At 65.5% G+C, this 20,567-nt stretch carries 20 protein-coding genes; 4 read left to right on the top strand and 16 right to left on the bottom strand.

Annotation, left to right across the window (positions count from 1 at the left end; genetic code table 11):
- Positions 1-12 precede the first annotated feature (12 nt).
- The 7 genes from ACSQ22_RS23890 to ACSQ22_RS23860 all read right to left on the bottom strand — a co-directional run bounded on the left by ACSQ22_RS23890 (position 13) and on the right by ACSQ22_RS23860 (position 5,580).
- Complete coding sequence (locus ACSQ22_RS23890) at positions 13-285, bottom strand: VirB3 family type IV secretion system protein (RefSeq protein WP_008905750.1); 273 nt, start codon at positions 283-285, stop codon at positions 13-15.
- Positions 282-665 (bottom strand): TrbC/VirB2 family protein, encoded by a 384-nt coding sequence (locus tag ACSQ22_RS23885; RefSeq protein ID WP_008905749.1) that lies wholly within the window; start codon positions 663-665, stop codon positions 282-284. The genes ACSQ22_RS23890 and ACSQ22_RS23885 overlap by 4 nt, the downstream gene beginning before the upstream one ends.
- A complete protein-coding gene (gene trbB, locus ACSQ22_RS23880; RefSeq protein ID WP_008905748.1) occupies positions 662-1,717 on the bottom strand; it encodes a P-type conjugative transfer ATPase TrbB in 1,056 nt (351 codons plus the stop codon). Before trbB ends, ACSQ22_RS23885 begins: the two co-directional genes overlap by 4 nt.
- Complete coding sequence (locus tag ACSQ22_RS23875; RefSeq protein ID WP_008905747.1) at positions 1,714-2,160, bottom strand: ribbon-helix-helix protein, CopG family; 447 nt, start codon at positions 2,158-2,160, stop codon at positions 1,714-1,716. Before ACSQ22_RS23875 ends, trbB begins: the two co-directional genes overlap by 4 nt.
- A complete protein-coding gene (locus ACSQ22_RS23870; protein ID WP_008905746.1) occupies positions 2,157-4,154 on the bottom strand; it encodes a conjugal transfer protein TraG in 1,998 nt (665 codons plus the stop codon). The genes ACSQ22_RS23875 and ACSQ22_RS23870 overlap by 4 nt, the downstream gene beginning before the upstream one ends.
- Before the next feature lie 248 nt (positions 4,155-4,402).
- Entirely contained in the window at positions 4,403-4,660 is a 258-nt protein-coding gene (locus ACSQ22_RS23865) for an EexN family lipoprotein (protein ID WP_008905745.1), read from the bottom strand.
- On the bottom strand, positions 4,660-5,580 hold the full coding sequence (locus ACSQ22_RS23860) for a LysR family transcriptional regulator (protein WP_008905744.1): 921 nt from the start codon (positions 5,578-5,580) through the stop codon (positions 4,660-4,662). The genes ACSQ22_RS23865 and ACSQ22_RS23860 overlap by 1 nt, the downstream gene beginning before the upstream one ends.
- 62 nt (positions 5,581-5,642) lie before the next feature.
- On the opposite strand from ACSQ22_RS23860, the gene ACSQ22_RS23855 reads away from it, so the two are divergent.
- Entirely contained in the window at positions 5,643-6,023 is a 381-nt protein-coding gene (locus ACSQ22_RS23855) for a hypothetical protein (protein ID WP_139019393.1), read from the top strand.
- Positions 6,024-6,160: 137 nt separating this feature from the next.
- Positions 6,161-7,657: a benzoyl-CoA 2,3-epoxidase subunit BoxB gene (gene boxB, locus ACSQ22_RS23850; RefSeq protein ID WP_296336607.1), complete on the top strand. Its 1,497-nt coding sequence runs from the start codon at positions 6,161-6,163 to the stop codon at positions 7,655-7,657.
- Positions 7,658-7,753: 96 nt separating this feature from the next.
- On the opposite strand, the gene pcaF is transcribed toward boxB (ACSQ22_RS23850), so the two are convergent.
- The 9 genes from pcaF to ACSQ22_RS23805 all read right to left on the bottom strand — a co-directional run bounded on the left by pcaF (position 7,754) and on the right by ACSQ22_RS23805 (position 18,348).
- The gene (gene pcaF, locus ACSQ22_RS23845) at positions 7,754-8,962 is read right to left on the bottom strand and encodes a 3-oxoadipyl-CoA thiolase (protein WP_436131753.1); all 1,209 of its coding nucleotides are present in this window, start codon (positions 8,960-8,962) and stop codon (positions 7,754-7,756) included.
- Complete coding sequence (locus ACSQ22_RS23840) at positions 8,959-9,444, bottom strand: MaoC family dehydratase (protein ID WP_436131752.1); 486 nt, start codon at positions 9,442-9,444, stop codon at positions 8,959-8,961. The genes pcaF and ACSQ22_RS23840 overlap by 4 nt, the downstream gene beginning before the upstream one ends.
- Positions 9,441-10,241, bottom strand: coding sequence for an enoyl-CoA hydratase/isomerase family protein (locus ACSQ22_RS23835; protein WP_008905739.1), 801 nt, complete (start codon positions 10,239-10,241; stop codon positions 9,441-9,443). Before ACSQ22_RS23835 ends, ACSQ22_RS23840 begins: the two co-directional genes overlap by 4 nt.
- Positions 10,242-10,251: 10 nt before the next feature.
- Positions 10,252-11,793 carry a 3-hydroxyacyl-CoA dehydrogenase gene (locus tag ACSQ22_RS23830; protein WP_008905738.1) on the bottom strand — a complete coding sequence of 514 codons (1,542 nt, stop codon included), beginning with the start codon at positions 11,791-11,793 and terminating at the stop codon, positions 10,252-10,254.
- On the bottom strand, positions 11,790-12,584 hold the full coding sequence (locus ACSQ22_RS23825; protein WP_008905737.1) for an enoyl-CoA hydratase-related protein: 795 nt from the start codon (positions 12,582-12,584) through the stop codon (positions 11,790-11,792). Before ACSQ22_RS23825 ends, ACSQ22_RS23830 begins: the two co-directional genes overlap by 4 nt.
- A 128-nt stretch (positions 12,585-12,712) precedes the next feature.
- Positions 12,713-13,990, bottom strand: coding sequence for a benzoyl-CoA 2,3-epoxidase subunit BoxA (gene boxA, locus ACSQ22_RS23820; RefSeq protein WP_436131751.1), 1,278 nt, complete (start codon positions 13,988-13,990; stop codon positions 12,713-12,715).
- Positions 13,991-14,052: 62 nt separating this feature from the next.
- On the bottom strand, positions 14,053-15,480 hold the full coding sequence (gene boxB / locus ACSQ22_RS23815; RefSeq protein WP_436131750.1) for a benzoyl-CoA 2,3-epoxidase subunit BoxB: 1,428 nt from the start codon (positions 15,478-15,480) through the stop codon (positions 14,053-14,055).
- A 12-nt stretch (positions 15,481-15,492) separates the two neighbouring features.
- Entirely contained in the window at positions 15,493-17,160 is a 1,668-nt protein-coding gene (gene boxC, locus ACSQ22_RS23810) for a 2,3-epoxybenzoyl-CoA dihydrolase (RefSeq protein ID WP_008905734.1), read from the bottom strand.
- Positions 17,161-17,427: 267 nt separating this feature from the next.
- Positions 17,428-18,348, bottom strand: a complete 921-nt coding sequence (locus ACSQ22_RS23805; protein ID WP_050813866.1) for a helix-turn-helix transcriptional regulator — start codon at positions 18,346-18,348, stop codon at positions 17,428-17,430.
- Positions 18,349-18,510: 162 nt separating this feature from the next.
- Between ACSQ22_RS23805 and ACSQ22_RS23800 the strand changes: the two genes are divergently transcribed.
- A complete protein-coding gene (locus ACSQ22_RS23800) occupies positions 18,511-18,981 on the top strand; it encodes a 4-hydroxylaminobenzoate lyase (RefSeq protein WP_008905732.1) in 471 nt (156 codons plus the stop codon).
- Between the two features lie 3 nt (positions 18,982-18,984).
- Complete coding sequence (locus tag ACSQ22_RS23795) at positions 18,985-20,538, top strand: 3,4-dehydroadipyl-CoA semialdehyde dehydrogenase (protein WP_008905731.1); 1,554 nt, start codon at positions 18,985-18,987, stop codon at positions 20,536-20,538.
- Positions 20,539-20,567: the final 29 nt, after the last annotated feature.

Below are 20,567 nucleotides of genomic sequence, written 5' to 3'. Positions count from 1 at the left end.
CGCGGCATACCCTCACACATCCAGCAGCGGCCGGTGCTTGATGTGCCGCGCGAATACCGGCATGAACTGCGGATCGGCCTTCGCGCCCCAGACCGCCAGCGCGTGACCGGCGATCCAGAGCACCAGCCCCGGAACCCACAGTTGCAGACCCAGGCCCACGGCAGCGGCCAGCGTGCCATTAGTAATCGCCACGGTGCGCGGCGCACCACCCAGCAGGATTGGCTCGGTCAGCGAGCGATGCAGCGGAACCTCAAAGCCAGCCGCGAAAGTGTCAGGCGCAGTCATACGAGCGCCCCGCCCGAAAAGCTGAAGAACGACAGAAAGAAGCTCGATGCCGCGAACGCGATGGACAGGCCGAAGACGATCTGGATCAGCTTGCGGAAACCGCCCGAGGTGTCGCCGAAGGCCAGCGCCAGGCCCGTGGCGATGATGATGATGACCGCGACGATGCGCGCCACCGGTCCCTGGATGGATTCGAGGATGGATTGCAGCGGTCCTTCCCAAGGCATCGAGGAACCGGCGGCTTGCGCCGTACCGGCCAGGAGCAGCAACAGCGCGGCGAGGAACAGCCCATGCACGGCAGTGCGGGCCAGACTGCGCAGCCGCGTAAGGCGCAAAGCCGGATTCACGGAAATACGGAAAGCAGGAACGGTCATCTGCGTCATGGCAGTTCTCCAGGTTGGTCAGGGGACAGGGAAGGCGCAGCCGTATCGGCGGCTGCAGGGGAAACCGGCGCCAGTTCGGGAAACGGCGCTTCCAGCGCGTTCGCCAGTTGGTAGCCCGCGCCATCGAAGCCGACGACACGGGCGATGCTCTCGATGCGACGCTTGCGGCCGCGTCCGGCAATGTGAATCACGACGTTGACCGCCTCGGCGATCAGCGCGCGGGGCGGGTTCACCGCCACTTCGAGGATCAGTTGCTCCAGCCGCAGCAGCGCGGCTAGCGGGGAACCGGCATGGACGGTGGCGATGCCGCCCGGATGGCCCGTGCCCCAGACCTTGATGAGGTCCAGCGCCTCGGGGCCGCGCACCTCGCCGACCACGACGCGATCCGGGCGCAGGCGCATGGACGAACGCACCAGCTCCTGCATCGACACCACGCCCTGGCGCGTGCGCAGAGGCACGTGGTCGCGGGCCGCGCATTGCAGCTCGATGGTGTCTTCGAGGACCAGCACGCGGTCGCCCGTGGCGGCGATCTCGGCCAGCAGCGCATTGGCGAGCGTGGTCTTGCCCGTGCTGGTGCCACCCGCGATCAGAATGTTCTGCCGCTCACGCACCGCTCGCACCAGAAAATCCGCTTGCCCGCTGGTCATCATCCCGTCGATGACGTACTGCGTCAGCGGGATCACACCCACGGCGCGCTTGCGTAGGGCGAAGGCCGGGCCCGGCGCAGCGGGCGGCAGGATACCCTCGAACCGCTCGCCCGTTTCAGGCAGCTCGGCGGTCAATAGCGGCTGGCCGCGATGCACTTCCGCGCCGACGTGCGCGGCCACCAAGCGGATGATGCGTTCGCCATCGGCTTCGGACAGTTCTACTCCCATCGGCCTGCGGCCCGACGACAGGCGATCGATCCATAACGTGCGGTCGGGGTTGAGCATGATTTCCACCACGTCCGGGTCTTCCAGCGCGGCGGCGATCAGCGGCCCCATCGCCGTGCGGAGCATCTGGACGCGGCGGTCGAGCGACGTGGAATTGAAGGACGGAGGGACGGCGCTCATGAGGCGCGCTCCTGCGCTTCATCCATGCGCGCCGGGTCGGGATGCAGTTCCTCCACCACGTCGCGCACCAGGCTGCGCCCGCGCAGCAGGTGGCGGCCCAACTGTTCGACGAACTGCTCGAAGCGCGCTTTGCCCTGGGCACGGGCCGCATCCTGGTGCGCCTCGGGCACTGGCGTGCTCACCGTGAGGAAGTAGCGGATGAACAGCGCCAGCGTTTCGATCTGGATGTTCTGGTCGCGCTCCATGCGTTCGGCCTGGCGCGACAGCCGATCCAGCCGCTTGGCGATGGCCGCTTCGCGCTGGTCGCCCGCGTCCGGCGACAGCCAGGACGCCAGGGCAGCCGCGACGATGGACGACTTGGACACGCCTTTTTTTGCGGCCAGCTCGTCAAGGCGCTTGGCGTGCTCGGGCTGGATGAAGAGGTTCAAACGGTGCTGGGTCATAGCTCGATTCCGTCGTCAGGGTCCAGGGTTGCCAGCCGGGCCGTGCGCTGCAGGGCCGGGTCGAAATGGCGTGGAAGGGGAATCGGTTCGTCGTCGTCATCGAGCAGCGCGAAATCGGCTGCGGACGCGGTCAGCTCGTGGTCGTAGGCGACGGTTTCAGAAAGTTCTGGCTGGCGGCGTGGGCCGCCATCGTCGGCGCTACCCATGTCCGCTACAGCTTCAGTGACAGGCACCACCGGAACGGCAGGAATCGCCAGTCCGCTCCAGTCATTGGAACGCGCAGGCGGCACATCGGCGTAGCGCCCGACCCCGAGGACGGGCGGCGGCAGCGCGCGGCGCTTGAAATTGCCGTCCGCGTAGTAGCGCAGCTTCTTCGCCTTGATCGGCGCCACGCTGGACACCATCACCACCGCCTCGTCGGGCGGAAGCTGCATCACCTCGCCGGGCGTCAGCAGTGGGCGCGCGGTTTCCTGGCGCGACACCATGAGGTGGCCCAGCCAAGGAGCGAGCCGATGGCCGGCGTAGTTGCGCTGCGCGCGCAGCTCGGTGGCTGTGCCCAGCGTCTCGGAAATGCGTTTGGCCGTGCGTTCGTCGTTCGTCGCAAAGGTCACGCGGACGTGGCAGTTGTCGAGAATCGAATGGTTCTGACCGTAGGCTTTGTCGATCTGATTGAGCGACTGCGCGATGAGGAAACTGCGGATGCCGTAACCCGCCATGAAGGCTAGTGCCGTCTCGAAGAAGTCCAGGCGCCCCAGGGCCGGGAACTCGTCGAGCATCAGCAGCAGTTTGTGGCGGCGCTTGATGCCGTCGGAGCCGTCCAGCGACTCGGTGAGGCGTCGCCCGATCTGGTTGAGGATCAGACGGATCAGCGGCTTGGTGCGGCTGATGTCCGATGGCGGCACCACAAGGTACAGCGACACGGGATGCTTCGCTGCGATCAGGTCGGCGATGCGCCAGTCGCAGCGCGAGGTGACTTCGGCCACCGTGGGGTCGCGGTACAGGCCGAGGAACGACATGGCAGTGGACAACACGCCCGAGCGCTCGTTGTCGCTCTTGTTGAGGACTTCGCGTGCGGCGGATGCCACCACGGGATGCGGCCCATCGCCCAAGTGCGACGTGGTCATCATCCGGTGCAAGGTCAGTTCGAACGGGCTGGCCGGATCACTGAGGAAGTTGGCGACGCCGCGTAGCGTCTTGTCCTCGCCCGCATAGAGCACATGCAGGATAGCGCCGACCAGCAGCGCATGGCTAGTCTTCTCCCAGTGGTTGCGCTTCTCCAGTGCACCCTCGGGGTCTACTAGGATGTCGGCGATGTTCTGCACATCGCGGACTTCATGCGCGCCGCGCCGCACCTCCAGCAGCGGGTTGTAGGCCGCTGACTTCGCATCCGTGGGGTTGAACAGCAGGCAGTGCGAGAAGCGCGAGCGCCAGCCAGCGGTGATGCTCCAGTTTTCGCCCTTGATGTCGTGGATGACGGCCGACGCGGGCCAGGACAGCAGGGTAGGCACGACCAGACCGACGCCCTTGCCGGAGCGCGTGGGTGCGAAGGTCAGGACGTGTTCTGGGCCTTCGTGGCGCAGGTACTGCCGGCGATGCAAACCGAGGAACACGCCAGCAGGCTGGTCGAGGCCCGCCTTGCGAATGTCCTCCATGTTGGCCCAACGCGCAGAACCGTAGGTCGTGACCAGCCGAGACTGCCGCGAGCGCCACACCGACATGCCGATGGCCACCAGCACGGCGACGAGGCCGCTGCCACCGGCGATTGCACCGCCCGTGTCGAAGACGCGCGGCGCGTAAGCATCGAAGAAAAACCACCACTCGAACAACCGCCAGGGGTGATAGACCGGCGTGCCGAAGAAATCGAACCAGGGCGAGCCCAGACGTAGCTGATAGCCGAGGGCCACTGCTGTCCATTGTGTGGCGCTCCACATCCCAGCGATCACAATGCCAAAGACCACAGCAATCTGACCGAATAGAACGTTCGTCCCATGCATAACCTAGCTTCCTTCCTGCGCTCTGCTTCCTCGTGCGCAAGCGGCACACAAACCTGCCGCATATGCGAGGATCAACCCTGTCCACAGAGCTGGTCAAAGACCGTTATCGGAAGAAAAGTCGAGCCAAGAACAAGAATTAGCGCAGGGGCGCAGGACGTAAAAACGCCGCAAGCGTGGGCGCATTGCGGCGTGTCGAGCAAGAACGTGAAAGATCCGTGGCAAGCCAGCCAAGATCTGAATCTAAGCAGCTAGAACTTGGGTGCCTCCTTGGATGGCGTATAGGGCACCTTGCCATCACCGAAGAACCGGCGATTCGTCGCCTCGGCCACGCGATTGCACAACTCGTCGCCCAGCTTGGCTCGCTCCAACCTGCATTGCTGTCGCAGCGTTTTGAGGCGTTCGGGGTTGGCGGCCAACGATTCGACAGTTTCCGTTGCTGTCGATTCGGATTTTCCGCAGCTGACAAGAGCTATGGCTAGCGCTGCAAGCAGCATGAACTCACGCATCATGCACCTCCTTTAATGTTGACGATCTCGCTACCTGTCGAGCCAATGAATTGCAATCGCTCAATGAAACGAGCCAGCGCCTGGGTCGGCTCGGTGTCCTTGCGCAACAAATAGGTAGTCAGCATGGGTGGCTTGCCCGCCAACGAGCGGGCAACGACGTTTGGTTCACGGGCGGAGGCAATGCGCGCGGCATCGGCAAGGCCCAACGCCAGGCCAGCAGAAACCAATGTCATCATCACGTCGAACGTAGCCACCCGCTGCGCGATCAGCAGGTCCATTGCCTGCTGACGCAGAATGCGATCCACCTGACGAGCGTGTCCCTCGCAGATTGCAGGGTCGCCCAAAACCAAAGGGTAGCGCAGCACTTCCTCCAGCGGAATACGCTTGTAGACCAACACGGGATGGCGCGCAGGCACCGCCACCATCAATTGATCATCCCAGGCTGACTCCGCGAAGATACCGTCGCCCGCGTCTTCGGTCATCGAAAAACCAGCGTCGTACAGATCGTCATGCAGCCCCCTGACCTGTTGAGCTAAAGGTACCTCGAACAGTTTGATTTCCACCTCGGGGTCTTCCTCGCGGCTGCGTGCCAACAAAGTCGATAAGCGCGACGGTGTGATGCCATCAGACAGGGCGATGCGCAACTGACCATCGAAGCCATTGACCGCCGCCTTCACGGCATCGCGCGCCTGTTCAAGCGCGATGAAAACACGCGACACATGATCCGTGAACAGTTTGCCGGCATGAGTCAACCTGGTACTGCGTGTCGTGCGTGCGAAAAGTTGCACGCCCAATTCCTCTTCCAGTTCCTTGATCGCACGCGACAAGGGCGATTGCTCAATGTGCAGCCGCTGTGCCGCTCTCGCAAAGTGCAGTTCTTCGGCGACAGCAAGGAAACAGCGCAGATGCCGAAGCTCCATTGCCTTTTCTCCTCCGTTCATCGGTGCGCCATTGACAGCTTGGCAAAACCTGTCGGATTGGCGTGTTACTTCGTCGTGCTTTCGTCCTCTGTTTCCGTACCCAACGGCGCATTGCCGATCACTTGGTTGATCGTTGTGTAGGGCGCATTCAAACAGCCCTCGTCTATGAAGTCAGCGATGCCGCCCTCGTTGCATGCCTGCGCCAACTGGTAGGGATCGCCTGCGCTTCGTATACGGGATTCGACCTGCGGCTCTTCCTGCTGTTTCAGTTCGTGTGGCTGCATCTGTACCACGCGCCGACATCGGCCGCCTTCGCGATAGAGCGGCACATTCAAGCGCGAACCAATCGACCACTGCGGCTTGCAACAACAGCGCCGTTCTGCGCGTATGTAGGCGAGATCAACGGCGATTTACAAACCTGTGCCGCCCGGTCCAACCTCTGATCTATATCAAATGCTCAATCCACATGAAGATGCATATTAATGCACGTTAATCATCAGATGAATGCATTATTTTGCAATATTGTAAAAAGGCGTGTGTGTAAGCCCGCCGTTGTCATCCAACCACAGGAGAGAAAAGTATGAGCGAGACATTGGATACATTGACCGAAGATTCCGAGGCAGTGCGCGCCGACAACTTCGTCGAGGTCAGGCTAGACGAAAGCATTCCCAACAACGTGGATCTGTCGTCCGACAAGCAGTTGCTGCGCGCCCTGGAGACTTGGCACCCGCAGTACCTCGAATGGTGGAAGGACATGGGGCCCGACGGGTTTCAGGATGCCGACGTGTATCTGCGCACCGCCGTGGGCGTCGATCCGTCCGGCTGGGCCAAGTTCGGCCACGTGAAGATGCCCGAGTACCGCTGGGGCATTCTGCTGGCGCCCAAGGTCGAGGGGCGCACCATTCCCTGCGGCGAACACAAGGGCGAGCCCGTCTGGCAGGAAGTGCCGGGCAAGTACCGCGCCCTGCTCAAGCGCCTGATCGTCGTGCAGGGCGACACCGAGCCCGCATCGGTGGAGCAGCAGCGCTACCTGGGCAAGACGGCGCCCAGCCTCTACGACATGCGCAACCTGTTCCAGGTCAACGTCGAGGAAGGCCGCCACCTGTGGGCCATGGTCTATCTGCTGGTCAAGTACTTTGGCAAGGACGGCCGCGAGGAGGCGCAGGCGCTGCTGGAGCGCCGCAGCGGCCAGCAGGACAATCCGCGCATCCTGGGTGCCTTCAACGAGCGCACGCCCGACTGGCTGTCGTTCTTCATGTTCACTTATTTCACCGACCGCGACGGCAAGATGCAGCTCGCCGCGCTGGCCGAAAGCGGGTTCGACCCGCTGTCGCGCTCGTGCCGCTTCATGCTGACCGAGGAGGCGCACCATCTGTTCGTGGGCGAAACCGGCGTGCAGCGCACCATCGAGGCCACCTGCGCCGCCATGGTCCGGGCGGGCATCACCGACCCCTATGACGTGGAGCGCGTGCGCGCGCTGGGCGTGGTGGACCTGCCGCTGCTGCAGCGCAAGGCCAACTTCCACATGAGCGTGACGCGGGACCTGTTCGGCAGCGAGATTTCGAGCAATGGCGCCGAGGCGTTCAGCGCCGGGCTCAAGGGCCGCTTCAACGAGGCCAAGCTCACGGGCGACGACCACCAGCTGCAAGACGCCTTCTACCCTGTTACCCAGGTGGTCGATGGCGCGCTGGTCGTGAACCAGGTGCCCGCGCTGCGCGCTATCAACTGCCGCCTGCTGGACGACTACATCGCCGACTGTCAGGGCGGCATCGACCGCTGGAACAAGACTATCGAGAAGGCAGGTATCGCGTTCAGGCTGAGCCAGCCGCACAAGGGCTTCAACCGCCGCATCGGCGAATTCGCGGGCTACCGCATCGACCCGCAGGGCGAAATCGTCAGCGACGAGCACTGGCAGGCCAACGCCGCCGAGTGGCTGCCCAACGCCGAGGACATGGACTTCATCGTGTCGTTGATGCAGCCCTGCACCGAGCCGGGCCGGTTCGCCAGCTGGATTGCGCCGCCGCGCGTGGGCATCAACAACCAGACGGGCGATTTCGAGTATGTGAAGATCGCATGATGAAAGCCGCGCCTTCCTATCCAGGAGGGCGCAGGCGTGTCGTTTTCACTTCGCCGCCAGCGCACACACCATCGTTTGGTGCGATTTGCGGTGCGCTCACACCCGCTCCAGCACCACGGCAATACCCTGCCCCACGCCGATGCACATGGTGCACAGCGCGTACCGGCCCGCGTGTTCGTGCAGGCGGTTGACGGCGGTGGTGGCCAGGCGCGCGCCGCTGGCGCCCAGGGGGTGGCCCAGCGCGATGGCGCCGCCCCAGGCGTTCACGCGGGCGTCGTCGTCCGCGAGGCCCAGCGCGCGCAGCACGGCCAGGCCCTGGGCGGCGAAGGCCTCGTTGAGCTCGATCACGTCCATGTGGTCGATGGTCAGGCCCGTCTGCGCCAGCACCTTCTGCGTGGCGGGCGTGGGGCCGAAGCCCATGATGCGCGGCGCCACGCCGGCGACGGCCATGCCGACCACGCGGGCGCGGGGCTTGAGGCCGTATTGGGCGGCGCTGGCCTCGTCGGCCAGCAGCAGCGCGCAGGCGCCGTCATTCACGCCCGAGGCGTTGCCGGCCGTCACCGTGCCATCGGGCCGCACCACGCCCTTGAGCCTGGCCAGCGCTTCGAGGCTGGTTTCGCGCGGGTGTTCGTCCTGGCTGACCACGATGGCATCGCCCTTCTTCTGCGGGATGGTCACGGGCACGATCTCGCGCGCGAGGTGGCCGGCCTTTTGCGCGGCCACGGCGTTGAGCTGGCTGCGCAGGGCCATGCGGTCCTGCGCCTCGCGTTCGATGTGGAAGTCGGTCGCCACGTTCTCGGCGGTTTCGGGCATCGAATCGACGCCGTACTTTTCCTTCATCAGCTTGTTGATGAAGCGCCAGCCGATGGTCGTGTCGTACACCGCGTTGCTGCGGCTGAAGGCGCTTTCCGCCTTGGGCATCACGAAGGGCGCGCGGCTCATGCTCTCCACGCCGCCCGCGATCACCAGGCCCGCCTCGCCCGCCTTGATGGCGCGCGCCGCCGTGCCCACGGCGTCCAGGCCCGAGCCGCACAGGCGGTTGAGGGTGGCGCCGGGCACGTCCACGGGCATGCCCGCCAGCAGGCTGGCCATGTGGGCCACGTTGCGGTTGTCCTCGCCGGCCTGGTTGGCGCAGCCGTAGAGCACGTCGGTCACGGCGGCCCAGTCCACGCCCGGGTTGCGCTCCATCAGCGCTCTGAGGGGAATAGCGCCCAGATCGTCGGTGCGCACGCTGCTGAGCGCGCCGCCGTAGCGGCCGAAGGGGGTGCGGATCGCGTCGCAGATGAAGGCGTGGCGTGCGGTCATGTGTTGTCTTCTCCTTGTTCGTTGGTGGGTGGATCAGGCAGGCATACAACCGGCAGCTTGAACATGCTGGTGGCTTCCAGATCCAGTACCTGCCGCCCCTCCTGGTTGAAGAGCTGCCAGCGCCATTCGATGATGCCCAATTCCTTACGGCTTTCAGAGCGTCGCGCGGCGATGACGTGCGCCTCCAGGCGTAGCTCGTCACCTGGCTGCACGGGGTACGGCCAACGCACGTACTTCAAACCTGGCGACGCGAAGGATTCCGAGCCTTGCAGCGCCACATCGACGATGAGGCGCATGGCGATGCTGCCGGTATGCCAGCCGCTGGTGATCAAGCCGCCGAAGCTTCCGCCTTGCGCTGCCTGCGCATCTGTATGGAACCACTGCGGGTCGTAGGCCTTGGCGAAGGCCACCGACTCCTCTGGCGTCACCCGGTACGGGCCGGCATGAATCACCTGCCCAGGATGGAATTCGGCGAACTTCATGCACCGAAACGGGGCGCCCTGCGCTCTTCGAAGGCCGCCAGGCCCTCGCGCGCATCGCTGCCCGCGAAATCGATCATCTCCAGCGCCAGCGAATGCTCGAACGCCGGCCAAGCCGCGCGCAGCCAGTGGTTCAATGAGCGCTTGGTGTGTGCCAGGGCGGCAGGGCTGCCGGCAGCCAGTTCCTGGGCGATGCGCCGCGCCGTCTGCAGCAGTTCCGCATCGGGCACGGCCAAGCTGACTAAACCGATGTGCTCGGCCTCCACGCCGGTCAGGGGGGCGCAGGTTAGCAGGTGGTATTTGGCCTTGGCCATGCCGCACAGCAGAGGCCAGATCACCGCCGCATGGTCGCCCGCCGCCACACCGATCTTGGTGTGGCCGTCGATGATCTTGGCTGTGTGCGCCGCCACCGACACGTCAGCCAGCAAGGCCACCGCCGCACCCGCGCCTACCGCCGCGCCATTGACGGCGGAGACAATGGGCAGGTCGCAATCCAGCATGGACTGCACCAGTTGCCGCCCCTCGCGCATCACGCGGGCGCGGTGCTGCGCGGAGTCGAGCATTTGCCGCACCAGCTCGGCATGCCCGCCAGCGCAGAAGCCCTTGCCTTCGCTGCGCACCAGGATGCTGCGCACGCCGGGCTCGGCGGCCAGGCGCGACCAGATCGTCGCGATGGCCCCATGCCCGGCGACGCCTGTGGTCGGCATGCTGCCCGGCTGGCCCAAGATGACCTCGGCTACCCCGTCATCACCCACTTCGACACGGAAATCGTTGGTATCTACCGGAATCGTCTTTGGCATCAGTCGTCCTTCAATTCAATCCCCAAGCGCGCCGGCGCAGCCCTGGGCTCGCACGGTAGCGCTCGCCGCGATAGTGCCCATCAAGATGGTCGAGCACGGCCACCACCGCGCCCGCACACCAGCCCTCCAGCCAGTGGAAGGGGCCATCCGGGTAGTTCGCGCCCAGTTTCATGGCCGTGTCCGCGCCACCCTCACTGCACACGCCCTGCAGCACCGCGTCGCAGGCTTCATTGATCAGCATGACGATGGTGCGAGCGACGAGCAGGCCAGCCACGTCGCCAAACAGCACCGGCTCCCAGCCCCCGAACTGCAGCATCGCCTGCACCTCGTCCCGCCATGCAGGCGTAGCGGCGGGCGCGGCCGTCCAGGCCAGGGCACCGCCGTTCGCGTTTCCATCCAAGTTCGGCAGGACGAGATCGCAGACCGCGAGGTTGGCGGCCTGCTTCTCAAAGGCCAGTTGCGCCGCCGTGCGTCCGTCCGTCACGCGCAACTGCCCGTGCGGGGTTTCGATACCGCTCCAACCGCTGTCGGGGCAGCGCTCCACGCTTGCCCCCATGGCCGCGAGTCGGGCGGCCATCCGCTCAACGAAACCGCCCCGGCCGTGCAGGATGATTCCCTTCTCGGGGGGCATCCAGGCAGCCACTGGACCGGGCTGTACGGGAGAGGGGACGGTGTGGTGGTCGGCGTTGTGCCGGTAGAAGCCCTCGCCGGACTTGCGCCCCAGCAGGCCGCCATCGACCAGTTCCTGCTGCACCAGGCTCGGGCCGAAGCGCCGGTCCGAGTAGTTAGCCGAAAACATGCTGCGTGTTACCGCGAGGTTGGTGTCGTGGCCGATGAGGTCCATCAGCTCGCATGGTCCCATGCGAAAGCCCACCGCGCGCAGGCAACGGTCGATGTCGGCGGGGCAGGACGCGCGCTCGGTGAGCACGTTCAGTGCCTCGGCATAGAACGGCCGGGCGATGCGATTGACGATGAAGCCTGGCGTGGAGCGTGCATGCACCGGCGTCTTGCCCCAACGTACACCTAGCCGCTCCACGGCGGCAGCCACTTGCGCATGGGTCTTGAGCCCACTGATAACCTCTACCAATTGCATGGCCGGCACCGGGTTGAAGAAATGCATGCCCACAAGGCGCTCGGGCCGCTGCATGCCGTTGGCCAGCGCAGTAATCGAGATCGACGACGTGTTGGACGCCAGGATGCAATCGCTGGCCACGATAGCCTCCAGGCTGGCGAACAGGTCGCGCTTGACGGCGGCGTCCTCGACGATGGCCTCGATGACGATACTGCAGCCGCTGGCCTGAGCCAGGTCCTGCGCGGGCCGGATACGGCCCAGCGTCTGTTGGGCCTGTGCTTCAGTCATGCGCCCGCGTTCGGCGAGTTTCGTCAACTGCTGGCGAAGCTTACGCAACGCATCCTCGGCCGCGCCTTCGCGCTTGTCGAACAGTAGCACCGTGTCGCCCGCCTGCGCAGCGATCTGGGCAATACCCGCCCCCATCAGACCGGCGCCGATCACGCAGACCTGGGCGCCAACGGGAATGTCGAATGGACTCATGGTGCAGCCTTCCGAATCCAGGCCGCCGGGCGCTTGTTGAGGAATGCATCGAAGCCTTCTCTGGCCTCATCGGTCATGCGCACGCGCGCAATGGTCTGCGCGGTCAACTCGCGCACCGCCCCGTCCACTGGTCCGACGTGAAGCTGGGCATAGAGGGCTTTCACCTCGGCTAGAGCCGTGGGGCCGTTTTGCAGCAGGCTGTCGATGATCTCGCACACGGTGGTATCCAATACGTCGCGGGAGCAGACTTGGTGCACCAGTCCGAGGGCATGCGCCTCGTGCGCATCGAAGCGCGTGGCCGTCAACGCCAGCTGCAAGGCCGCGCGCTTGCCCACGGCGTTGACGAGGTAAGGGCCGATGACGGACGGGAGAATTCCGAACTTCACCTCGCTGACCGCAAAGCGCGCGTCCTCGGAGGCCACGGCAAAGTCGCAGGCCGCCACCAGCCCCACTCCGCCGCCCAGCGCCAGGCCGTGGACGCAGGCCACGGTGGGCTTGGGACAGTGGGCGACGGTCGCGAGCATGCCCGCGAAGCGCCGCGCATCTTCCACGTTTTCTTCGCGCGACGCGACACTCGCGCGCTGCATCCATTGGAGATCGGCCCCTGCCGAGAACGCCTTGCCCTGTCCCTTGAGCAGGATTGCCCGCACCTGGGTATCGGAGGACAGCTTGGCGAATGCCTCGCCCAATTCCTGGATCATCTGCTCGCCGAAGGCATTGAATACCTCCGGCCGTGCCATTTCGACGCTGGCAACGCCATCAGCATCCAGCGTCACATTCACTGTAGTCATGTGTTAGTCATCCATTGCGCTGTGCGCTACCGTGAGTCCGCCAACGGATCACCCGCCTTGCCACCTCCCCTCAGCGCCTGGTGGTGCGAGAGAAGGGGAAGGGCGTGCGGCGTCTCAGCAGTTGCTTATTAGTACGTCTCAAGGTGTAGGCGACCTTCGGCCTTCATGGCACTGCCGATTGCGTCCCAGTCGAGGCACGCATCCATTGCGATGTCGCGCAATGTCAGCACCACGCCTTCTTCCATGCTCTTGAGTCCGCAGACGTAGAAGTGGCTCAGCCCGTCCTTGAGCAGGGCAGCCAGGTCGGCGGAGCGCTCGCGCATCAGATCCTGCACGTAGCTCTTGGGCTTGCCGGGGGCGCGAGAGAACGCGAGGTTGATGTCGATGAAATCCTTGGGCAACTTCTGCAGGGGGCCGAAGTAGGGCAGCTCCTGCGGGGTACGCGCGCCGAAGAACAGCATGAGTTTGCCGCTCTCGAACTTGCCGCTGTTGCGCAGGCGCCGGCGCCACTCGGTCATGGCGCGCATGGGGGCGCTGCCGGTTCCGGTACAAATCATCACGATGTGTGAGCGGGGGTGGTTAGGCATCAGGAAGCTGCTGCCGAAAGGCCCTACCACCTTGATCTTGTCGCCCACCTTGAGATCGCAGATATAGTTGGACGCGATCCCGCGCACCGGCTGCCCTTGGTGATCCACAGTGACCCGTTTCACGGTCAAGGATAGGTTGTTGTAGCCCGCGCGCTCGCCGTTGCGCGCGCTGGCGATCGAGTACTGGCGTGGCTGGTGGGGCCGGCCCAGCGCGTCCTCTCCCGGCGGGATGATGCCGATGGACTGACCCTCCAGCACCGGGAAGGGCACCGTTCCGAAATCCAGCACGATGTGGTGGGTTTCGCTGTCGAAGCCATGCTCGGTGCAGTTGAAGTTACCCACCACTGTGGCCTGCATTGGGCCCTTGGGGGTGTACAGGTTGGTGTAGGCATGTGCCGCCGACCAAGGCGGGACATGCGCCCCGTACCGCCCCGAGCGGAAGGGTTCCGTCCCCGGCTCGGCCGTTTTTGCCGGTGCGGGTGTCGCGACAGTGCAGATGCTCGCGGCATCTTCGGTCGCGTCGGCTTCCTCTAACTGCTCAGGGGTCAGTTCCTGTGGCAGTTCATCCCAAGTCAACTGCTCCTCGATGGAATACGCACGTACGATGGGTACGATGCGCCAGTTGTCGATCGAGCCCGTGGGGCAGGGGGAGATGCAATCCAGGCAACCATTGCAGACATCGGCCCTGATGACGTAGTTGCGGTCGTCGTGCGTGATGGCGCCGACGGGGCAGGTCGCCTCGCAGGTATTGCAGCGGATGCAGATCTCGGGGTCGATCAGGTGCTGCTTGAGTGTCGTGACAGCTTCGGCGGTTTCCATCGTGTTCATCCTTTTCTCATGGGCCGGGGGTTCCCGGCCCTTGTCTCCCACCACCGTGGTTATCAGCCAAAACGGACGTATTCGTAATTCACGGGCTGGCGGTTGATGCCCATGACGGGCGGTGCGATCCAGTTGGCGAACTGGCCGGGCTCGACCACGCGGCCCATCAGCGAGGCGACGAAGGCACGGTCCTCGTCCGAGGGCAGCCACTCATTCTTGCGGGCGTTCCATTCGTTCTCGCTGACCACGCGGCCGTCGGGCGACAGGCGGATGCCGGCGAGCGCGCCGATGGCGCGGTTGAACGCCTTGTGCGGCACCTGCAGCCGGAAGGGGATGTTGGCTTTCTCGATCACCTTGTTCCAGCGGCCCACGCCCGCGACGGAGTCCTTGATGTAGTCGTCGCGCAGCACCTCGTTGAGGGCATTGAGCATGGGCACTTCCTTCTCGACAAGCTGGCCGTTGACCACCTCCAGCACCTTGTAGGTCTGGCCCTTGAGCTGGTGGTCGTCCGTGCGCTTGCCCTCCTCGTAGCGTCCCTTGAGGCCCGAGCTGTAGAAGGTGGCCGCGTTGCTGGACTGGTCGGCGCCGAACAGGTCGATGGTCACCGAGTAGTGGAAGTTCAGGTAGCGCTGGATGGTCTCCAGGTCGATGGCGCCCGCGGCGCGCACCTTCGCGGGGTCGTCGGTCTTGAGTTCGTTCATCACCTGGCACGTGCGCTGCACCACGCGGCTGACGCCCGATTCGCCCACGAACATGTGGTGCGCCTCCTCGGTCAGCATGAACTTGGTGGTGCGCGCCAGCGGGTCGAACGCGCTCTCGGCCAGCGCGGCCAGCTGGAACTTGCCGTCGCGGTCGGTGAAGTAGGTGAACATGAAGAAGGACAGCCAGTCCGGCGTCTTCTCGTTGAACGCGCCCAGGATGCGGGGGTTGTTGGCATCGCCGCTCTGGCGTTCCAGCAGCGCCTCGGCTTCCTCGCGGCCGTCGCGGCCGAAGTGCTTGTGCAGCAGATAAACCATGGCCCACAGGTGGCGGCCTTCCTCGACGTTGACCTGGAACAGGTTGCGCAGGTCGTACATGCTGGGCGCGGTCAGGCCCAGGTGGCGCTGCTGCTCCACGCTGGCGGGCTCGGTGTCGCCCTGCGTCACGATGATGCGGCGCAGGTTGGCGCGGTGCTCGCCGGGCACGTCCTGCCAGGCCTTCTCGCCCTTGTGGTCGCCGAAGTGGATCTCGCGGTTGGCGTCGCCGGGGTTCAGGAAGATGCCCCAGCGGTAGTCGCGCATCTTCACGTGGCCGAACTGGGCCCAGCCCTGCGGATCGACGCTCACTGCCGTGCGCAGGTATACGTCGTAGTTGGTCGAGCCCTCCGGGCCCACGTCGTCCCACCAGTTGATGAAGTTGGGCTGCCAGCCTTCCAGTGCGCGCTGCAGGGTGCGGTCCTCGGACAGGTTGACGTTGTTCGGAATCTTCTCGCTGTAGTTGATGCTGCTCATGTCGTGGTCTCCTTACACCCGGTTCAGATCGAATTGCGACTTCTCGCCCTTGCCATACACCTTCAACGCGCCCTTGTCGCCCACGGCGTTGGGGCGCTGGAAGATCCAGTTCTGCCAGGCCGACAGGCGCCCGAACACACGGGTGACCATGTTCTCCTTGCTGGCGAAGCGCAGGTTGGCTTCCAGGCCGGTCAGGGCGTCGGGCGACATGGCGGCGCGCTCCTCGATGGCGATGCGGACCTCGTCCTCCCAGTCGATGTCGTCGGGCGCGGCGGTGACGAGGCCCAGGCGCAGCGCTTCGTCGGCATCCAGCGGGCGGCCCGCGGCGGCGCGCGCGGCCTCCAGCGGGGCTGCCTCGTCGTAGAAGCGGCGCTGCAGGCGGCTTTGGTCGGTGACCAGGGGCAGCAGGCCGAAGTTGAATTCATCCAGCACGATGTGCGGCGCCTTGGCGGCGTCGTCCGGCAGCGCCAGCATGTAGGCGCGGTCGGCGGCGAAGGCCAGCTCGGCCAGCATGCCCGCGAAGCAGGAGCCGGGCTCGATCAGCGCGAACAGCGTGCGCGAGGACACGTCCAGGCGCGCGAACGTGCGGCGCAGCAGGCCCAGCGTGGCGCGCACCAGCCAGTGCGCGCGGTGCTCCAGCAGCACCTGGTCGGCGCGCAGCACGGCGCCGGCATCGCCCTCGGTCTTGAGCAGCCAGGTGCCCACGTCGAGCTCGTTGGTGCGCAGGTTCAGGATGGCGTCGTCGAGCTGGCGGCCCATGGCCAGCGGCCACCAGGCGGCGCCCGCGGCCTCGATGCCCGCGATGTCGGCGGGCTGCGCGCCCTGCGGCGCCTTTACCGTGAGCGTGGCCGTGCGGCGGGCGCGGTCGATCTGCACGGTGACGTGTTCGTACACCAGGCTGTCGGGGCCTTCCTGGCGCTCGATGCGGGGCAGGGCGATGCCCTGGGCTGCCGTGGCGCGCCCGCCGGATTCGCCCAGCCTGGCGGCGCGGCTGTTCACGGTGTCGGCGAACTGCGCGGGCTTGGCGATGGCATCGACCAGGCGCCAGTCCACGGCGCGCTGGCCACGCACGCCCTCGACGCTGGTGCAGAAGATGTCGGCGAGGTCATGGCGCACCTTGCGCTTGTCGGTGACGCGGGTCAGGCCGCCGGTGCCGGGCAGCACGCCCAGCAGCGGCACTTCGGGCAGGGACACGCTGGAGGAGCGGTCGTCCACCAGCACGATCTCGTCGCAGGCCAGGGCCAGCTCGTAGCCGCCGCCGGCGCAGGCGCCGTTCACGGCCGCCAGGAACTTGATGCCCTCGTGTTGGGAGCTGTCCTCGATGCCGTTGCGCGTCTCGTTGGTGAACTTGCAGAAGTTCACCTTCCAGGCGTGGCTGGACAGGCCCAGCATGAAGATGTTGGCGCCCGAGCAGAAGATGCGGTCCTTGCCGCTGGTGACGATGACGGACTTCACCTGCGGGTGCTCGAAGCGCACGCGGTTCAGCGCGTCGTGCAGTTCGATGTCCACACCCAGGTCGTAGCTGTTGAGCTTGAGTTTGTAGCCCGGGCGCAGACCGCCGTCCTCGGCGATGTCGAGCGCGAGGCGGGCGACGGGGCCATCGACGCTCAGCGTCCAGTGGCGGTACTGACTGGGGTCGGTACGGTAATCAACACGTGGGGATGAAGTGGTTTCAGCCATGCTGTCTCCGGTCAAGTGATGGTGCAAAATAGTGCATCTTTTCAAGATGTTCAAGGAGTATCTTGCATTAAATTGCATACGTCAAGTGCTGGCAGCACAAAATTGCATCTGCCTGCGCTTTTTCGCGCACACATCAGAACCAGACCAAGGCTCGACCAGCGTCGAAGATGAAGTGCTTTTAACCTCCAGCGCTTGGCGAGCAAGCGCTGACAGCTATTGTTTTGGAAGCAACTGAGCGAGGACGCGTGCCCACCGGCGCGCGCGCCCTCATGCCGACAGCACGGGCACAACCGCTGCGCAGAGCGCATCGAAGGCCTGTTGCTGCGTCTTGCCGCCTGTGTTCACGCGCAGATCTGCCTTGGAGTAGAAGGCTGCGCGGCCGTCAAGGATCCGGCGCAGGTCCTCCATGGCCTCGTGGCTGGCAGCCATTGGACGCAGATCGCCTTGCGCGGCTACGCGGCCCATATGCTCCTCGGGCGATGCCTGGAGCCATACAGTGGTGCAGTGGGCCAGCAACTCGTTGAACGTGGCGGGGTCGGAGACGATGCCGCCCGGCGTGGCGATGACAACCTCACCGTAGATCTGCACCGCTTCTTCCAATGCGCGCCGTTCGTAGCGGCGGTAGGCATTGGTGCCATACAGGTCATGAATCTCGCGCACGCTGCAACCGGCCACCTTCTCTATCTCGCGGCTGAGTTCGATGAAGGGTAGCTCCAGATGATCGGCCAGCATCCGCCCAAGCGTCGATTTACCCGCGCCCCGCAACCCCACCAGGGCGATGCGCCGTCCCCGCGCCGCATCCACCGCCCCCGTTCCGAGTAGCTCGCCGATCGCGACGCGCACCCTGCGCAGATCGGCTTCGGAGCGATTCTCCAGCAGCTCGCGGATCAGCAACCACTCGGGAGAACTGGTCGAGACATCGCCCACCAGTTCCGCCAGCGGGCACTGGAGTGCACCTGCTACCTGATGCAGCACCAGGATCGAGGCATTGCCGATGCCGTACTCCAGATTGGCAAGGTGCCGCTCTGACACTTCAGCGGCCTGGGCAACGGCCTTGCGCGTCAGCCCCCGGCGCGCACGCAAGCTGCGCACGCGCTCACCCAACGCGGCCAATAAGGCGTCACGCGGCTCCTCTGTATCGAGGGCGGCAACGGCAACCTCCAAGTGACGCCCGTCTCTTTTGTTCATGCCAATTGACCTTTCGAGCCCTGCATTGTCGCACCTAGGGTTAACACCACGTATGCATTATATTGCTTGACAAGCATAGGACATCATTCTATAGTCACGAACAAAGCACGATAGTGCATGTTTCTGGGGTGTGCAAGCACCTTACATCAAATAAGAACCACGATGAGCAAACACACGTTCTACCAACAAGTTGCCGATCTAACCGCACAGATTGCAGGCCGCCCCCTTGACGCAGCGCTGGACCAGTGGCTGAACGCACAACATGGGCCGCACAGCCAAAGCTACGAACAGCTCAAGGCGTCCTGCTTAGAAGGCGTGCGCGATGGCTGGCTGTGTGAGCGCGAGGGCGGGGGCATCCGCTACGGCCGAGTCTTCAAGGCCGACGATGCGCTGCACCGCTTTTCCGTCGATGTAGTGGACATGCAGGACATCGCCGGCCCGCACCACGTGCACCCGGGCGGCGAGATCGATCTGATCATGCCACTAGGCGACGGCGCAGCGACCTTTGACGGACGGCCCGCCGGCTGGTGTGTCTATCCGCCCGGCAGCGCGCACCGGCCCACGGTTGCGGACGGACGTGCCCTGGTTCTCTATCTCCTGCCCGAAGGGCAGATTCAATTCTCGAAAAGCTGATCCATGAACACTCCCCTGCTTCCCAACTATGTCAGCGGCCGCTGGCAGGCCGGCACCGGCGCCGGCGCGGTTCTCAGCGATCCGGTGCTCGGCACGGAACTGGTGCGCGTCGATGCCTCGGGCCTTGACGTGCCCGCCGCCTTCCGGTTCGCACGCGAGCAGGGCAGCGCCGCCCTGCAGGCGCTGACCTACGGCGAGCGCGCCGCGCTGCTGGCCCGGTGCCAGAAGGTGCTCCAGGGCCACCGCGACGCCTACTACGACATCGCGCTGGCGAACTCCGGCACTGTGAAGAACGATTCGGCAGTAGATATCGATGGTGCGATTTTCACCCTGGGCCAGTACGCCCGCTGGGGCGAGGCGCTGGGCGGCGCCCGCGTGCTGCGCGACGGCGATGCGGTGAAGCTGGGCAAGGAGCCCGTCTTCCAGTCGCAGCACCTGCGCACGCCGCGCCCCGGCCTGGCCCTGTTCATCAATGCCTTCAACTTCCCGGCCTGGGGCCTGTGGGAAAAAGCCGCGCCCGCGTTGCTGTCCGGCATGGCCGTGGTGGTCAAGCCCGCCACGGCCACCGCCTGGCTGACGCAGCGCATGGTTCAGGACGTGGTGGACGCGGGCATCCTCCCGCAGGGCGCGCTCTCGGTCATCTGCGGCAGTTCGGCGGGCCTGCTCGACGCGCTGCAACCGTTCGACGTGCTTTCGTTCACGGGCTCCGCCGACACGGCGGCCGTGATCCGCAGCCATGCCGCCGTCACGCGCCATGCGGTGCGCACCAACATCGAGGCCGACAGCCTCAACAGCGCGGTGCTGCTGCCGGACGCGGCACCCGGCACACCGGCCTTCGACCTGCTCGTGCGCGAGGTGGTCAAGGAGATGACCGTCAAGTCGGGCCAGAAGTGCACGGCGATCCGCAGAATCTTCGTGCCCGCCCCGGTGTTCGGGGCGGTGGCCGAGGCGATCTCGGCCAAACTGGCCAAGGTCACGGTAGGCAACCCGCGCAACGAGGGCGTGCGCATGGGCGCGCTGGTCAGCCGTGAACAGCTGCACAACGTCGGGCAGGGCCTGCGGCAGCTGGCGGGCGCTGCCACGATCCTGCACGACGGGCGCAGCCAGCCCCTGGTGGACGCCGACCCCGCCATTGCGGCCTGCCAGCAGCCCGTGCTGCTGGGCACGCTCGACGCCGACGGCGCGCAGGCCGTCCACGACGTGGAGGTCTTCGGCCCCGTCGCCACGCTCGTGGCCTACCGGGACGCCGGCCACGCCCACCAGCTGGTGCAGCGCGGGCTGGGGTCGCTGGCCGCATCGCTGTACAGCGACGATGCCGCCTTGCTCGCCCGCAGCGCGCTGGCCCTTGCGCCGTTCCACGGCCGGCTCCACATCGTCACCCCCGAGGTGGCCCAGGCGCACACGGGCCACGGCAACGTCATGCCCATGTCCGTGCACGGCGGGCCGGGGCGCGCGGGCGGTGGCGAAGAACTGGGTGGCCTGCGCGCGCTCGACTTCTACCACCAGCGCAGCGCCATCCAGGCCAGCCCGCAGGTGCTGCAGGCGCTCGGGCTCTGAACCTCTCGCACACACGCACACGCACACGG

The organism is Acidovorax sp. LjRoot38 (assembly GCF_964252975.1).
Classification (GTDB): domain Bacteria; phylum Pseudomonadota; class Gammaproteobacteria; order Burkholderiales; family Burkholderiaceae_C; genus Acidovorax; species Acidovorax facilis.
The sequence above is the reverse complement of the archived record's forward strand: the minus strand, read 5'-3'. Positions and strand labels throughout refer to the sequence as shown.

Bases quoted from the DNA above. Each gene is read 5' to 3' on its own strand.
- ACSQ22_RS23890 (WP_008905750.1), bottom strand. From the start codon at position 285: ATGACTGCGCCTGACACTTTCGCGGCTGGCTTTGAGGTTCCGCTGCAT.
- ACSQ22_RS23885 (WP_008905749.1), bottom strand. From the start codon at position 665: ATGACGCAGATGACCGTTCCTGCTTTCCGTATTTCCGTGAATCCGGCT.
- trbB (WP_008905748.1), bottom strand. From the start codon at position 1,717: ATGAGCGCCGTCCCTCCGTCCTTCAATTCCACGTCGCTCGACCGCCGC.
- ACSQ22_RS23875 (WP_008905747.1), bottom strand. From the start codon at position 2,160: ATGACCCAGCACCGTTTGAACCTCTTCATCCAGCCCGAGCACGCCAAG.
- ACSQ22_RS23870 (WP_008905746.1), bottom strand. From the start codon at position 4,154: ATGCATGGGACGAACGTTCTATTCGGTCAGATTGCTGTGGTCTTTGGC.
- ACSQ22_RS23865 (WP_008905745.1), bottom strand. From the start codon at position 4,660: ATGCGTGAGTTCATGCTGCTTGCAGCGCTAGCCATAGCTCTTGTCAGC.
- ACSQ22_RS23860 (WP_008905744.1), bottom strand. From the start codon at position 5,580: ATGGAGCTTCGGCATCTGCGCTGTTTCCTTGCTGTCGCCGAAGAACTG.
- boxB (WP_296336607.1), top strand. From the start codon at position 6,161: ATGAGCGAGACATTGGATACATTGACCGAAGATTCCGAGGCAGTGCGC.
- pcaF (WP_436131753.1), bottom strand. From the start codon at position 8,962: ATGACCGCACGCCACGCCTTCATCTGCGACGCGATCCGCACCCCCTTC.
- ACSQ22_RS23840 (WP_436131752.1), bottom strand. From the start codon at position 9,444: ATGAAGTTCGCCGAATTCCATCCTGGGCAGGTGATTCATGCCGGCCCG.
- ACSQ22_RS23835 (WP_008905739.1), bottom strand. From the start codon at position 10,241: ATGCCAAAGACGATTCCGGTAGATACCAACGATTTCCGTGTCGAAGTG.
- ACSQ22_RS23830 (WP_008905738.1), bottom strand. From the start codon at position 11,793: ATGAGTCCATTCGACATTCCCGTTGGCGCCCAGGTCTGCGTGATCGGC.
- ACSQ22_RS23825 (WP_008905737.1), bottom strand. From the start codon at position 12,584: ATGACTACAGTGAATGTGACGCTGGATGCTGATGGCGTTGCCAGCGTC.
- boxA (WP_436131751.1), bottom strand. From the start codon at position 13,990: ATGGAAACCGCCGAAGCTGTCACGACACTCAAGCAGCACCTGATCGAC.
- boxB (WP_436131750.1), bottom strand. From the start codon at position 15,480: ATGAGCAGCATCAACTACAGCGAGAAGATTCCGAACAACGTCAACCTG.
- boxC (WP_008905734.1), bottom strand. From the start codon at position 17,160: ATGGCTGAAACCACTTCATCCCCACGTGTTGATTACCGTACCGACCCC.
- ACSQ22_RS23805 (WP_050813866.1), bottom strand. From the start codon at position 18,348: ATGAACAAAAGAGACGGGCGTCACTTGGAGGTTGCCGTTGCCGCCCTC.
- ACSQ22_RS23800 (WP_008905732.1), top strand. From the start codon at position 18,511: ATGAGCAAACACACGTTCTACCAACAAGTTGCCGATCTAACCGCACAG.
- ACSQ22_RS23795 (WP_008905731.1), top strand. From the start codon at position 18,985: ATGAACACTCCCCTGCTTCCCAACTATGTCAGCGGCCGCTGGCAGGCC.